Here is a 15080-nt window from a genome sequence, read left to right as displayed (position 1 = left end):
TGCGGCTACCGTTTGAGTAGCTTCTCGTCAAACAGTTTCAGGATTCGCTTGTATTCGTCCGTCCAACTGCTCGGCTCTACAAAACCGTGGTCTTCTACGGGATAAATCGCTACTTCCCAATTGTCTTTTTCCAATTCAATGAGACGTTGCGCCAGCAGTACGACATCCTGAAAATGTACATTTACATCCACCATGCCGTGGCAGATGAGCAATGAGCCTTTCAGCCCTTCGGCGTGGTAAATCGGTGAACTTTTGGCATAAGCGGCACTATCCAGCACGGGCGTGTTCAGGATGTTGCTCGTGTAGCCGTGGTTGTAGTGCGCCCAATGCGTAACAGGGCGAAGCGCCGCACCTGCCGCAAACACATCGGGTGTGGTGAACATTGCCATCAGGGTGATAAATCCGCCATAACTGCCGCCGTAAATACCGATGCGCTGCGGGTCTATGCCGTATTTTTCGGTAAGGAATTTTGCCCCGTCCACGTGGTCGCTGAGGTCTTTGCCGCCCATGTGTCGGTAAATGCCCGTGCGCCAATCGCGTCCGTAGCCTGCGCTGCCGCGGTAGTCAATGTCTAAAACGGTGTAGCCCTTGTCTGCCAGCAGGTTGTGGAACATGTACTCGCGAAAGTAGGTACTCCAACGCTTATGGGCATTTTGCAGATAGCCCGCGCCGTGTACGAAAATTACGGCAGCACCGTTTTTAACGTCCGCTTTGGGCTGATAGAGTCGCGCGTACACATCCGCACCGTCCGATGCTTTGAAGGTCAGCACTTCGGGTTCGCGCCAAGCATACTTCTTAAATTCCTCCGATTGCGACTGCGTAATTTGACGCGGCACGGCATTGGGTTTGTTTTCCATTACGTACAGTTCCCAAGGGCGGTTGCTGTACGAATGACGAATGGCAATAAACCGCTCGTCGGGCGAAATGGCAAACTCGTTGCCGCCTGTTAGGAAGGTGAGCCGCTGCATAGCGCCGCCCGCTACGGGAATTCTGTACAAATGGTCTTCGCCCGGGTGCACCTCGCTCGTGGCGATGTAAAAATGTTTTTTGTCGCGGCTGAGTTGGGCAAAGCGAACTTCATATTTGCCCGAGGTCAGCGCTTTTTTTGTGCCTGTTTCCACATCGGCGGTGTAGAGGTGCGACCAGCCCGTTTCTTCGGATTGAAACCAAACGGTGCGGTTGTCAATCCATCCGTTGTTGAAGCCGATGCCCGGTCCGGCAATCCATGCGTCATCGTGTTGGCGGTCAATGGTTTTCAGCGCGGCGGTTTGCGGGTCTAAAACGGTTATCCAAAGGTCTTTGTTGTCTTGCGCACGCAGCACAAGCAGGGCATAGCGGCTGTTTTCGCTCCACTGCATCCCCAGCGGGGTAAGTTCGCGCTTCTTTTTCTGCGGGTTGGCAAGGTAGGCGGGCGGCTCGTCAATGCCCGGCAGTTGGGCGGTGGAAAGGTAGAGCAGCGTATCGCGGCGTCGGTCGTAGAGCGCAATTTCGTAGGTGGGCAGTTGGTCGCCGACTTTGGGGCGCGCATTGAGGTTTTCCGTATAGCCCGATGCTGCCATATAGTCCGGTACGGCGGAGGGTTTGCTGCCGGCAGGGCGCGTGCCTACGCGGAACAGCACAAAGTTGCCGTCGGGGCTGACGGTGAAGTTATCCAACTGCTTTTCCTGAAAATAGTACTCCTTCGGGCGAATGGGGCGCAGTAGCTCCTGACGTGCTTTGCGGGCATCCTCGGCGGCTTTGCGCTCCCGCAGTACCTCAAACAGCCGCTGCTGGTCGGCTTCCAACCAAAGTGCCTGCTCAGTTTTTTTAGTTTCGGCGGGTTTGTTGCCGCGTCGGAAGTCGGTGAGTTGCTCCAATCGCCCCGATTTGAGATGTATGGCAAACAGATTCAAGCCTTGTTGGAAAAATACGCGGTCGCCTTCGGCACTCAGGCGGGGCACGGATTCGGTTTCAACGGTTTGGGTGAGTTGCGTAACCGCGCCCGAAGTCATGTCTTTGATGAAAATATCGCCGTCTTTGGCATACACGCGGCGGGTACGGGCGGCATTGTACTGCCCGCCAAATGCAAGATTGCACTCCTCTTCCAAAGGCACTTTGCGCCATTTGCCCGTTACAGGGTCGGCAGCGTGCAGGCTTTTATCATCGCTCCAATCAAAGTAAAGCGTTTTGCCGTCATCAGCCCAGCGGATATTTTCGGGCGAAATGCCTATCCATTTGGGGTCGCGCATGATGTAGGAGACGCTCAGTTGCGGGCTTTGCGCCGCCGCTACTGCCGCCACCCACAGCAACAAAAAGGTAAGTTTTGCTTTCATGTGGTTTGTGGTAATGAATGGCTTAAAGATACGCCATAAAAAAGCGGGTTTACAACAACATCTGCGCAAGTGCATGTCTGCTGCCTGCTTGCCGCACTCTACTGTTTAACTGCTTCTTGTTTTGGCATTGGGCAACATCGCAACCACTGCCACAAAGCATACAACTAAAAAAGTTATCACTATGCGTGTTTTGTAACAGAGTAATATACATTTTTAAGTGTATCAATCTACATATGTGCAGATAAAATCTGTTTACCTATTTGATTTCTTCATCTACGAACGCATATCGGGGATTTATCGGCACAAAAAACCTATACAGTATAAAAAAATTCATGCACAGCGATAAGTATGACCTGCCAAACATACAAGCATAAAAAAATATTCACATAACACTTGCTCACGATTAATCCTCTTACTATTTTGAGGCACTGCAAAATTGTTACACGTTACAAAAGATTTTTGGCCTTTCAGGCGGAACCTTTGGCGGGTAACGGCATTAAACCTAAAAACAACCTATGTTACTCGCTCTTCCCTATTTGCGCATCAGCTTCAATGCCCCCATTGACGGGCGCGATATCCCAATGTTTCGCGGTGCAGTCGCTCAAACCGCAGGCTACGAACACACCTTATTCCACAACCACACCGAAGACGGTTTCCGCTATGCCTACCCGTTGATTCAATACAAGCAAATCGGCGGCAAACCGAGCATCGTTTGTATAGGTGAAGGTACGCAAGCCATCAGCCACTTGTTCCAAGCCGGCAGACCGTACGACTTGCGCATCGGCAGGCGATACGTAGAAATGTCTATCGAGCGCTTGGATGCCCGCAAACACCCCTTGCAAATCTGGGATGCGCCCATCCGCTTTCAGATTCGCCGCTGGCTGCCTTTCAGTTCGGAAAGCTATGCCGCCTACCGCAGCAAAACCACCGACGCCGAGCGCCGCGAACTGTTAGAAGCTGTTTTGCGCGGGCAAATCATGGCATTTGCCAAAGGCGTGGCATGGCAACTGCCGCCCAAAGAAGAACGCCCCGTGGTGTGCCGTTTGCTGCACCTGAGCGAGCCTGTGCGCCACACCATCCGCGATGCCCGCCTGCTTGCCTTCGATGCTACCTTTGAAACCAACGTATCGCTGCCCAACCTCATCGGCTTAGGGCGACACGTGAGCATCGGCTACGGCGTTGTTACTCAGGCACGCAAAAAAGAGTAGGTACCTTTTGTTGGGAAGGGAAGTAAGTAACAATCCACCATTGAAACCACGACATGAGCTATATGAAAACGATAACTTTTACATGCGAAACCATTACACCGATGTTCCTTTCGGGAGCAGATGCCAGCACACCTGAATTGAGACCGCCCAGCATCAAAGGTGCATTACGCTTTTGGTGGAGAGCTATGAATGGGCATTTAAGCCTTGAAGAATTAAAGAAAAAAGAAAGTGAGATTTTTGGCGGAACCGAGCCTGCTCAGAGGAGTAAGGTGATTATGAGAATTGGAAAACGACGTCTGACAAATGAAAACACTAAACAAAAAGATTTTTTGCCCAAAGGATATTCTGTAAATGTGGGTCTTGGTACAATGCACGCTATTGATTATTTGGCTTATGGAATTGAAAATTTTGACCCACAAAAAAGTTTCAACCGAGAGTATCTACGTAGCCAAAAAGAATTTGACTTAGTATTAAGTTTTCCTGAGAATTTACAAGAAGAAATTTTAAAAACACTCTTTGTTTTTTCTTATTTTGGCGGATTGGGTGCTAAAAGCCGTAACGGCTTGGGTTCTATTTCCATTAATTATAATGGATTTAATGACATTGAAGTAAAAGAACTGTTTAAAGGAGATTTGAAAAGTTATACCTCCTTTTCAAAATTCAGCAAATTATATAAAGGAAAAGAGTTTACTAGTCCTTACGAGGCTTTATCAGAGATTGCAGTTGCTTATCATCACGCTAAAAGTTCTTTAAAGCAAAGTGAAAAACAATACATTGCTTTACCAATGCAAGGCTCAACGCCTCCATTAAAACAGCTTGAAAGGCACACTAAGCCATATTTTTTGAGTTTGCATAAAACTAACAATACACAAAAACCTTATCAAGGGAAAATACTTTTTTTGCCATATAAGTATTTACAAGAATATAAAGATAGAAATGGTAGAGAAATACAGAATTTAGGTTCTGTTCAAGAAGCATATGATGCCGCCACTCAAAAATTCAATGAAAAACTTCAAGAAAAATTAAATCTTGTGTAACTATGACCCACCTATTCCTATTCACCCTTACCCCTGTCCAGAGTTTTATCTCGCAGGCACGCAAAACACAAGATTTGTGGGCGGGGAGCAAGATTTTGTCTGAATTGACAGAGGCAGGAATAAATGCTTTTGGAGCAGCAAACATCATTTTTCCAAACGTAAGTAATAATTCTAAGCCCAATCGTTTCTTGGGCAAAATTGCAAATTGTGATGACTTGAAAGGCTTAGGCGAAAAAGTGGAGAAAGCCGTAAGGGATAAGTTCAAAGCATTATCCGAAAATGCTTTGAAAAATGCAGGTAAAGAGCATAACAAACCAAGTGCTTTTGATACACAGATAGAAAACCACTTGGAAATCTTTTGGGTCTTTGAACCTATCGCTGACGATACAAACGAAGCCTACAAAACCGCCTATCAAAACATAGAAAGAAACTTAGGGGCTATCAAAAATGTACGAACTTTCAAGCAAATGCCCGAATCAGGCAGAAAATGCAGTTTGGACGGCGAAAGGAATGCTTTGTTTTTCGGACAAGGTACAAACAGCAAGTTTTGGACTGAAACAAAATGGAACAAACAAAGCGGTGCGGTAGAATTAGGCGGCACAGACGAGGTAAAAGTAGCCAAAGGCGAAGGATTAAGTGCCGTAAGCCTGACAAAGCGGTTTTATGGCAGTGGAGGTTTTCCTTCTACGGCTAAAATTGCTTTGATGCACGACATCAATAAATTGGAAAACAGTAAAGATGAAAAAGATGCTGATGCCAAAATAGTGTTTGCTTGCTATAAAAAATTTTTTAGCGACAAAGATTTTGATGAGCAACTGCTTTTTGAGGAAAATCTAACTCAAAAATATTTTGAAAATCACGGTTTGGAAAAATATTTAGACAAATTGCCCAACATCATTGCAAACCACAACAAAATAAAGAAGTATCTCAAAACGAACTACTACGCTTTGTTGGTTTTTGATGGCGATAAAATGGGCAAAATGCTTTCAGGCGAATTATTGCAAGACCAAAATGCCGATTTACAAGCCTACCAAAATAAAATTTCTTCTTTGTTGGGTACGTATGCAAATTGGGCAAAAGGGTATTTAGATGAGAGAAATAATAATGGGCAAGCCGTTTATGCAGGCGGTGATGACTTTTTGGGTTTCGTCAATTTACATCATTTGTTTGCTGTATTGCAAGAGTTAAGACAAAGGTTTGATACAGAGGTAAACCAAGAACTGCAAAAAGTTTATCCTTTACAAGAGGACTTTACTTTTTCCGCAGGCATTTGCATTGCCCACTACAAAACACCTTTGAATATTGTGCTGAAAACTGCCAAAGCAATGGAACATAAAGCCAAAGAAGATGTAGCAAAGGGAGGTGGTGGCAGAAATGCTTTTGCGATTTCGGTACTCAAACGTTCGGGGGAAAGCCACGAAACTGTATTGACATGGGAGCAAAATGTTGAAAACTTAATTCGTATCAAAGAGATTACGGAAAGTTTGCAAAATGATTTTTCGGCAAATTGGATAAAAAACATTCAAGAAGAATTTAGACTGATACCAAATGAAAAAGGCATGCTTGAATTGACACACCGAGAAATGTTTAAAACCGAAATGAAAAGGCTTTTGAGCAGAAGTTGCAACCTTACGGGAGAAGCAAAAGCCAAAAAAGTAGCAAACCTAAGCGGCAAAGCAGACTTGTTATTGGCAAGTGTAGATTATCACTTTCACAAGTTTTCGGAATTGCTCAACATTAGCAAATTCATCAACAAAGAACTTAAAAACCAATAAACGACATGATTATACGCATCAATCCTTTGGATACTTTCTTTTTTCGGGACGGAAAACCTTTTGATATGGGAGATGAGTCTTGGGCTGACAGTGTGTTTCCGCCCTCGCCTAGTGTGATTTATGGGGCGTTGAGGACTTTGTTTTTTGCATATAATGGCAAACTTGATTTGACAAAACAAGCATTAGACGAACTTACCAAAGACTTCAAGATAAAAGGTATTTACCTTCAAATAGACGGTGATGTTTATTTGCCTGTCCCGAAGGATGTGGTGAAAGAAAAAGACACCAACACATTTGCTTTTTTGAAGTTAGAAAACAAACCAACTTACAGTTCTTGCAAAACTGATAAGGTGCTCGTTGCCAATGCTTTATCAGAAGGAATAGAAGGATTGACAAATATAGCAAATTTTACAAATATTTTAGCAAAGCAACACATCGGACAACTTTCTGTGAAAGAGAAAGGATTTTTATTCAAAGAGCCTAAAGTAGGCATTGCACGAAACAAGGCAAGCAGAGCAACGGAAGAAGGGCGACTGTATAGGGTGGAAATGTTACGTTTGCAAGATGGTGTTAAGATTGTAGTTCTGTTTGAAAACTTAGAACTGCCCGAAAAATACATTTCAAAAATTGGCGGTGAGGGTAAGACCTTTTCTTATGAATTGGAAAATGTAGCAATTCCTGAAAATGGTTTTATTGACTACCCGCAAACAATAGAAAATAATATCTTTCGGGTATGTCTGACAACCCCCGCCCTTTTCAAAAAAGGTTGGCTGCCCAATTGGATTGACGAAAATACGCTCATAGGCACTTTTCCTGAAAGCATCTTAAAAGTAAAATTATTGACTACCGCTTTGGGCAAACCTATTTCATTAGGTGGCTTTGATGTAAAAAATGCACAACCCAAAGAAATGAATAAATATGTTCCTGCGGGTTCGGTGTATTATTTTGAAATTTTAGAGGGTACGTATCAAGATGCTATCCAAGCATTTCATTTTAAATCCATATCAGAATGTGATACCGCCAAAGAAGGTTTTGGCATAACTTATATCGGAAAATGAAAAAAATAATCACCACTGTCGGGACTTCCATTTTTAGCAATTTTTTTAAAGACGGGAAAAATGCAACTTTTAAAAATGATTATGATACGCTTGATAAGGCAAATCATTCTTTTGATAAGTGGAATGATAATCAGGTAATAGAGTGCATTGAAGGAACAAAAGGTTTAAGCCAAAAAAATGGCTTACGTAAAAACGTTTTTAATAACATAAAATCAGATGACAATGCATCCGCCGAAATAAAATCCATTCTCAAGATAACGGAAGAAGCACAAGTAGATACAGAAGTGTATCTCATGGCGACTGATACGGTATTGAGTGTATTGGCTTGTGAGTTGATTAAGGAGTGGTTTGAAAATTATAAGTCAGTAACACAGAAAATAACGGTTCATTTTGCACACAACGACACCCACATCATCAAAGACCTGCGAGTAGATAGCAAAGGCAACTACGAAAAAGGTTTTATGAACTTGATTGAACAGTTAGACAAACTCAAATTAAGTAAAAACGACATTCTCAACATCACGGGAGGCTATAAGGCAATTATCCCTATCCTCACGCTCTACGGACAACTCAAAGAAATTCCTTTGAAGTACATCTACAACGAAACCGAATTGGATAAAACCAATGAATTGGTAACGGTGGGGAATTTGCCGATAAATTTTGACTTGGGCTACATTGAGAACTACGTGAATTTTATCATAAACCCTAACTTATTGAGTGTTAATCATCAGGCTATTGTAAATCAAATGTTCAAATTAGGACTTTTGAAGTCTGAAAATATCCCCGCAGAACTCTCAGTAATTGGTGAATTGATAAAAAACAAACTCAATTCTGACGATTTACCTTTTGAAAAAACCACAATGGGTTACTTCGTTGAATACAAACTTTATGAATACTTTGTTGCAAACAAGCCTCACGGTTATACAAATGTTATACTTGGTTTCAAACTTTCAGATGAACCTGACAGAGATTTAGAAGATGCCGACTTGTGGTTTTCTAATGAAGGAAATAACAATGTTATTGCCGTTGAAATAAAACCATCTTCAATAAGTGCGAAAGCAATGCGTAGTAAAATACGTAAAAACATTGGGCTTATCAATCAATTAAATCCACAAGTTAGTTTGCAAGAGTTTTGGATAATCTTATATGAGTTTCAAAGTAACCCGTTTCAGAATGAATTGAATTGGTGCCAAAGTGTGCTAAATCAAGAAGTTATAACTGAATTTCCTAACATTGTTTTCAAGATAAAGAAAATGACAATCAATCAGAACGTCATTGACGGAAACAGAAATAGGCTCAGATACCAAGAGTTTATGCGTTCAACCATTGGGAATGTATGTGAAATATTTTCAACACAACAAAACCAAAACCCTGTAAATCCTGAAATCCTGTCCTAAAAACACAAAATGGAAACGCTCTATCAAAATATCCGCCTCACGATTTTGGAGGCAAGGCAGAAGGTAGTTGCTACGGTCAATGTGGCAATGTTGGAAGCCTATTGGCTGATAGGGCGGTACATAGTAGAAGACGAGCAGCAGGGAAAAAACAGAGCTGAGTATGGCAAAAACCTTATCAAACATCTTGCTGATAAACTTTCAGACGAATTTGGCAATGCTTACAGCGAACGTAATTTGCTTTACTGCAAACAGTTTTACCTCACTTTCCCGATTTTGAACGCAGTGCGTTCAGAATTAAGTTGGACGCATTATAGAACTTTGTTAAGAGTAGAAAACGAAAAAGCAAGAGAGTTTTATATCCAAGAAAGCATTGCCAACCATTGGAGTACAAGGGCTTTGGACAGGCAAATCAAGTCTTTGTATTACGAACGCCTGCTTTCGTCCCAAAACCGAGACGAAGTAAAGGCAGAAATGCAGGAAAAAACCAAAGACTTACAACCCGAAACATTTTTGAAAGACCCATACATTTTGGAGTTCTTGCAACTCAAAGACAGCAAAACCTACTTGGAAAGCGAATTAGAGCAGGCATTGATGGACAAACTCAATGAGTTTTTGTTGGAATTGGGTAAGGGCTTTGCCTTTGTGGGCAGGCAAAAACGCATCAGCACCGAAACCAAGCATTTTTATATTGATTTGGTCTTTTACAACTACATCTTGAAATGCTTTGTACTCATAGACCTCAAAGTAGGCGAACTCACTCACCAAGACATCGGGCAAATGGATATGTACGTCCGCTTGTATGAGGACAAATACAAAAACGCTGACGACAACCCAACCATTGGGCTAATTCTCTGCACACACAAAGACCAAACGATTGTAAAATATTCCGTTTTGAGCGAAAGCAAGCAGTTGTTTGCTTCCAAATACGTATTGTACTTGCCTACCGAAAATGAGTTGATTATGGAATTGGAAAGGGAGAAATTATTGATTGAAAACGAGAGCAAACATTTAAAACCATAAAACAAGATGTACAAAAACGCCAAGTCTTTATTCATCACTCGCCTGCGCCAGCTCGGAGCATTTTGGAGCTATGCCCCCGATGCCGAAATTTCTGACGAGGTATTGATAGAGGAAGCTTTGCGGTGGGGAGATGTGGAGGAATTGCAAACTTTGTTCAAAATGTTTTCCGTCAAAGAAATCAAGAGGATTTGGCGTGAAAAAATGCTGCCCGATGAGCGGATTTACAGGCACAACTTCTATTTGGCAGCCATATTTTTCAACATTCAAAACCCGAAAAGGCACATTTTGCCGTTACAAAAAAAATACAGTCGCTATGAAAGGATTAGACAATTTACTGTCTGATACCGAAAAAGTGCTGCGCCGGTTAGCCACTATGCCCTTACTGCAATATTTTACTTTTGTAGGCGGTTCGGCATTGGCGGTTTATTTGGGGCGTCGTCATAGCGAAGACCTTAATTTTTTTACTTGGAAAAACGATTTACAAGCCACGACTATACAAAACAATTTACAAAACAGCGGCAAATTTGAAACTATCAGAATCGTGAATTTATCACCGCAACAAGCCGATTTTGTGATAGATGGAGTAAAAGTGACTTTTTTTGCCAATGGTTGGGAGGAGCTTAAAAACAGAAATCATTTATTTGATTTTCTGTACATCGCCGAATTGCCTGTTTTGGCGGTGATGAAAGTGAATACCTTATTTTTGAGAGCAAAGTTTCGTGATTATTACGATTTATACGTGTTAAATAAAGAGCATTTTTCGCTCAAAGAATTGTTTGAAATGACTACCGTCAAAAAGAAAAACCTAAGCAAAACCCTTTTTCAAAGAGCTTTGATTTTCATAGACGACATAGCCGATGAGAACATACAACATTTGAAACCCCAACAAAATGTTTCCTTGTTGCAAATCTCAAAGCACTTTCAAACCGAAATCAAGTATTGGAATAAACTAAAATCTTAAAACACGATGTACAAAAATGCCAAGCCTTTATTCCTCATCTGTGAAACGCCCCTGCACGTAGGCAGCGGCTCAGATTTAGGTATCGTAGATTTGCCTATCCAACGCGAAAGGCACACCAATTTCCCCAAGATAGAAGCCTCTTCGCTCAAAGGTGCGTTGAGAGAGGCTTTTGAGAGTGAATTAGTTTTGTCTGAAAAAGACGATGATAAAGCAAAAAATAACCTAATCAAAATTAACAAAGCTTTTGGCTTTGATGATGGAGAGTTAGGCATTGATGTAAAAAAACGTTTCTCTGCGAAAGACCATTTAAAAGAAGCATTCAAAGACAATTCCCAATTCTCAGGAGCATTAGCCCTGACCGATGCCCGCTTGTTGTTGTTTCCCGTCAAGTCTTTGTACGGCGTATTTGCGTGGATTACCTGTCCGAGAGTGATAAAGAAGTTTATTTCGGATTTGGGATTGACCGATTTGCAATTTGATTTCAAAGAAATTAACGGTGCAATGGTGGCTAATGGCTCTGCTCTTTTTGGCCAAGGGCAAAAGATGCAATTAGAAGAATTTGTTTTTTCAAAAGTGAATCCTGTTACTTCTGATAACGAAGTAAATAAGTTAGGTATTTGGCTTTCAAAAACCTTATTCAACGATGACCAAAGTTATTGGTCTGAAAAAATCAAAACCGACATCGTAGTCCTTGACGACAACGACTTCCGCGACTTCGTAACCCTTGCTACCGAAGTGATTACCCGCACCAAAATCAACAACGAAACAGGTACGGTACAGCAAAGTGCATTGTTCAGCGAAGAATATCTTCCCGCCGAGAGCGTTATGTACTCTTTGGTAATGTTTTCGGATGAGTTTTCAGATAAAGAAGGAAAGATGACGGCATCGCAGGTAGAAGAGTTTTTCGGACAATTACCGTCTATCGTACAAATCGGCGGAAACGCTACCTTAGGTAAAGGAATTGTGAGAACTAAATTTGTAAATACTTAACAGACAGGATTTCAGGATTAACAGGATAGAAGAAATCTTGTAAATCTTGAAATCCTGTCAAAAACAATAACGTATGCAGCACGAAGAACTCACCAAACAAATCATTGCCTGTGCCTACAAGGTGCATAATACATTGGGGGCGGGCTTTTTGGAAAAGGTGTATGAAAACGCTTTAAAGATAGAGTTACAAAACAATGGTTTTGAAGTCTATCAACAATACCCTATTGATGTATATTACGAAAAGCAGTTGGTAGGTGAGTATTATGCCGATTTGTTGGTGAATTACGTAGTGATTATAGAATTAAAAGCCGTAGAGAACCTACACCCGCTGCACGAAACGCAGTTGGTCAATTACCTCAAAGGCACAGGGCTTGACATAGGCTTGCTGATAAACTTCGGCTCGTCGGTAGAGGTAAAACGCAAGTATCGGGTGTATAAACCCAAAGCGAGTTAGACAGGATTTCAGGATTTACAGGATTTTTTTATTTCAAATTTATCTTGTTAATCCTGCAATCCTGTCAGAAATAAAAAACTTTAAACTCAAAACAATATGTCAAACCTCTCAACCATGAAAAGCATCGCCCAGGCACGAGCAAAATTTGCGTGGGAATGTGCGAAGGATTTAGGAAGTGATAAATTTTCAACATCGGTTGATAAAGTACCCACTTACATCAAAACCAATGGTTTGCTCAATACAATGGCTTTTTGCTATTCAAAAGCAGATTACGAAAGTGTTTTCCTTTTGATTATTGAATGGTTAACGGGAAATAATCAAGGTGATAAATATCCATTTTTCACGCTTCAAATGCCAATAAAGCCTAAAGAAGCCTTAGAAATACGGAAAAAAGAGAAAGATAAAGATAAAAAATTATCAGAGGCAGAAAAACAAGAAGTTGAGAGGAAGATAAAATCTCTTAATGATTTCAGGAAATCTGCAATGGAAACTCTTGTGGGTCAATGTGAAGATACAAAACAACATATTGCACTCACCACCGAAGTATTAGCCTTGCTCAATTGGTTGCGTAGGTTCGCTAAATCGGAATAACTATGGCAGAAATGAAAAAAGTACTTGCTACTGTGAGCAGTTGGGATACCAATGCTAAGAATGGTTGGCTTGTTGCAAGAGATGTAAGCCCGGATATTTTTATAAACTATGCAACCTTACAGCAAAAGAAATCTACAAATTTAAATCCTAAAAAAGGCGACGAGTTTGAGCTTGAAATTCAGGCAACTAAATATAAGGGAAAACCTAGCTGGACTATTCTTTCATTAAAAGCATTGGCTAAAAAGTTGATATTAGAAAACTTCGCTCTCAAACTTCACAAGGAGAAGATTTTTGACGATACGAATTTTAAAATAGAAAATCGCATGTTAAAAAAGCGAGGCGAAGATTGTCAAACTGCTTTTGGGGACAGTGAAGATGAAGCAGTTAAAAAGTATTATCAAAACTTCATCACTCGCCATCATCGCAACGCATTACAACTCACAGGTGGTAATTTATTGCCCAAAGTGTATGACAACAATCAAATAAATGATCTGCAATTTAAACCCGATTGGCGATTAGCTGTAGGTTTGGGCAGCGGTTCAGTGTTTGAAACCTCTATCTCTCTGCATCACGTTTACGGATTTCCGTATATTCCGGCAAGTGCTATTAAAGGCATCACGCACCATTACGCCCTTGAAAACGCCAAAACAAACGAAGACTTAGCTAACATCAAAAAAATATTCGGCACACATTACAGCGAAGAAGACTTCCAAAAAAATCCTGTCAATCCTGAAATCCTGTCTGACAAAACAGAGCAAGGCAGCGTCATCTTCTTTGATGCCTACCCCACCCGCAGCCCGCAAGGTTGCATCAAGGCAGATATAATGAACAACCATTATCAGCCCTACTACAACGGCGAAGCACCACCTGCCGACTATCACAAATTGAACCCCATCATTTTCCTCACCGTTGAAAACCTCACTTTCCAATTTATGGTAGGCTTGCACAAAGGCATGGAAAATGCACATATTACGTTAGGGTCAAAAAGAGGTGATATGCTTTCGGTAGTTTCGGACTTTCTCAAAGAAGCTCTGCAAGAACGCGGCATCGGCGCAAAAACCGCCATCGGTTACGGTTACATGAAACCGTAATAGATGGTATGAAAATACAGAAGCAAAAGTCGCTGTTTGGCTTAACAGATCCAATCAAGGCATCTATTCTGTAAACAAACATCACATTTTCCTATTCAAACAACCCCCATGCCCACCGCCTCAGTCCTGCTAATTTCTGCCGAGACGCTGCCTAATGTGCTGTTTATCAAAGAGTTTCCTGCCGAGCGGCACGTGTTTATCACCACCGCCAAAATGGAGCAGGAAAAGCGCAGCGAATGGATTATGCGTGCTGCAGGTATTGCGCCCCAAAAGGTGCAACGCATCACCGTGAATCAGGATGACTTTGGCAGCATTTTGCAAAGTTTGGAAAATGCAGGGCTGCAACCCTCTGCCGATTGGCAAGTGAACATCACGGGCGGTAATAAGCTCATGTCCATTGCCGCCTTTGACTTCTTCGCCCGCCACGAAGCAGCTATTTTCTATCTGGCAGTGGATAACAAACATTTTCAGAAGTTGTTTCCCGATAGCAGTTTGTATCCGATTAACTACCAAGTCAGTTTGAGCGAATATTTGGCTGCACACGGGCGGGTATTTAAGTCTATGGCAAACCCTAAGCTGCAAGACCCTTTGCATCTGCAAGAATCTGTTACAATCATGAAAGAATGTAGAAGAGTGAACGGGATTGTAGGGGAAAGTCTGATGTTAAAGGAAAAAATCAATACAACTAAAAACTTAGCTGAACAACAGGTGTTTTATACCGGTCAGTGGTTTGAGTTGTATGTCTATCAAACCATTAAACAACATCTCAAACTAAGCGATGCGAAAATAGCACTCAGCGCAGCACTCTACCCGATTGATAGTGATGAAGAAATACAAATGAACCATAACAAGGATAACGACATTGATGTGTGTTTTGTACGCAATAACTACTTCTACATAATGGAATGTAAGGTTTACACAAGTCAAACAAAAGCAAAGAATTTGCAGCAATCAAAAGGAGTAAGCAGTATTCATAGTCATCTCTACAAATTAGCGGCTATTAAGCAGCCATTGGGTTTGAATGCCAAAGCATTTCTTATTACGCCTAACAATCTGACCGCCAACCCGACTTCTTTTGAAGCCATTAAAAAGCGTTGTGAGCTTTTACGCATCAACAAACCCGTAGATTACCAAACCCTTCAAACCGAGCAAACCTTCCAAAAATTCCTTCTTGAAAAATTCTAAT

14 protein-coding genes are annotated in these 15080 nt (G+C 41.8%); 13 read left to right on the top strand and 1 reads right to left on the bottom strand.

Going from position 1 to position 15080, the window contains the following annotated elements; translation table 11 throughout:
* Positions 1-5: 5 nt before the first annotated feature.
* Positions 6-2312 carry a S9 family peptidase gene (locus NDK19_RS00115; protein ID WP_250629789.1) on the bottom strand — a complete coding sequence of 769 codons (2307 nt, stop codon included), beginning with the start codon at positions 2310-2312 and terminating at the stop codon, positions 6-8.
* Between the two features lie 515 nt (positions 2313-2827).
* Here NDK19_RS00115 and NDK19_RS00110 point away from each other — a divergent pair.
* The 13 genes from NDK19_RS00110 to NDK19_RS00050 all read left to right on the top strand — a co-directional run bounded on the left by NDK19_RS00110 (position 2828) and on the right by NDK19_RS00050 (position 15079).
* Positions 2828-3520 (top strand): CRISPR-associated endonuclease Cas6, encoded by a 693-nt coding sequence (locus NDK19_RS00110; protein ID WP_250629788.1) that lies wholly within the window; start codon positions 2828-2830, stop codon positions 3518-3520.
* A gap of 62 nt (positions 3521-3582) precedes the next feature.
* Positions 3583-4557: a type III-B CRISPR module RAMP protein Cmr1 gene (gene cmr1 / locus NDK19_RS00105; protein WP_250629787.1), complete on the top strand. Its 975-nt coding sequence runs from the start codon at positions 3583-3585 to the stop codon at positions 4555-4557.
* Between the two features lie 2 nt (positions 4558-4559).
* A complete protein-coding gene (gene cas10, locus NDK19_RS00100; RefSeq protein ID WP_250629786.1) occupies positions 4560-6332 on the top strand; it encodes a type III-B CRISPR-associated protein Cas10/Cmr2 in 1773 nt (590 codons plus the stop codon).
* A gap of 5 nt (positions 6333-6337) precedes the next feature.
* Positions 6338-7390, top strand: a complete 1053-nt coding sequence (gene cmr3 / locus NDK19_RS00095; RefSeq protein WP_250629785.1) for a type III-B CRISPR module-associated protein Cmr3 — start codon at positions 6338-6340, stop codon at positions 7388-7390.
* Complete coding sequence (locus NDK19_RS00090; protein WP_250629784.1) at positions 7387-8787, top strand: hypothetical protein; 1401 nt, start codon at positions 7387-7389, stop codon at positions 8785-8787. Before cmr3 ends, NDK19_RS00090 begins: the two co-directional genes overlap by 4 nt.
* A 9-nt stretch (positions 8788-8796) precedes the next feature.
* A complete protein-coding gene (locus NDK19_RS00085; protein ID WP_250629783.1) occupies positions 8797-9807 on the top strand; it encodes a PDDEXK nuclease domain-containing protein in 1011 nt (336 codons plus the stop codon).
* A gap of 6 nt (positions 9808-9813) precedes the next feature.
* A complete protein-coding gene (locus NDK19_RS00080) occupies positions 9814-10149 on the top strand; it encodes a hypothetical protein (RefSeq protein WP_250629782.1) in 336 nt (111 codons plus the stop codon).
* Positions 10121-10768 (top strand): nucleotidyl transferase AbiEii/AbiGii toxin family protein, encoded by a 648-nt coding sequence (locus NDK19_RS00075; RefSeq protein ID WP_394801666.1) that lies wholly within the window; start codon positions 10121-10123, stop codon positions 10766-10768. Before NDK19_RS00080 ends, NDK19_RS00075 begins: the two co-directional genes overlap by 29 nt.
* Before the next feature lie 6 nt (positions 10769-10774).
* Positions 10775-11758 carry a type III-B CRISPR module RAMP protein Cmr4 gene (cmr4, locus tag NDK19_RS00070; RefSeq protein WP_250629780.1) on the top strand — a complete coding sequence of 328 codons (984 nt, stop codon included), beginning with the start codon at positions 10775-10777 and terminating at the stop codon, positions 11756-11758.
* A gap of 73 nt (positions 11759-11831) precedes the next feature.
* A complete protein-coding gene (locus tag NDK19_RS00065; RefSeq protein WP_250629779.1) occupies positions 11832-12212 on the top strand; it encodes a GxxExxY protein in 381 nt (126 codons plus the stop codon).
* Positions 12213-12326: 114 nt separating this feature from the next.
* Positions 12327-12803, top strand: a complete 477-nt coding sequence (gene cmr5, locus NDK19_RS00060) for a type III-B CRISPR module-associated protein Cmr5 (RefSeq protein ID WP_250629778.1) — start codon at positions 12327-12329, stop codon at positions 12801-12803.
* 2 nt (positions 12804-12805) lie between these two features.
* Entirely contained in the window at positions 12806-13894 is a 1089-nt protein-coding gene (cmr6, locus tag NDK19_RS00055) for a type III-B CRISPR module RAMP protein Cmr6 (protein ID WP_250629777.1), read from the top strand.
* Positions 13895-14002: 108 nt separating this feature from the next.
* Entirely contained in the window at positions 14003-15079 is a 1077-nt protein-coding gene (locus NDK19_RS00050) for a Card1-like endonuclease domain-containing protein (protein ID WP_250629776.1), read from the top strand.
* Position 15080: the final 1 nt, after the last annotated feature.

The sequence above is a fragment of the Rhodoflexus caldus genome (assembly GCF_021206925.1).
In the GTDB taxonomy this organism is placed as follows: Bacteria; Bacteroidota; Bacteroidia; order Cytophagales; family Thermoflexibacteraceae; genus Rhodoflexus; species Rhodoflexus caldus.
The sequence above is the reverse complement of the archived record's forward strand: the minus strand, read 5'-3'. Positions and strand labels throughout refer to the sequence as shown.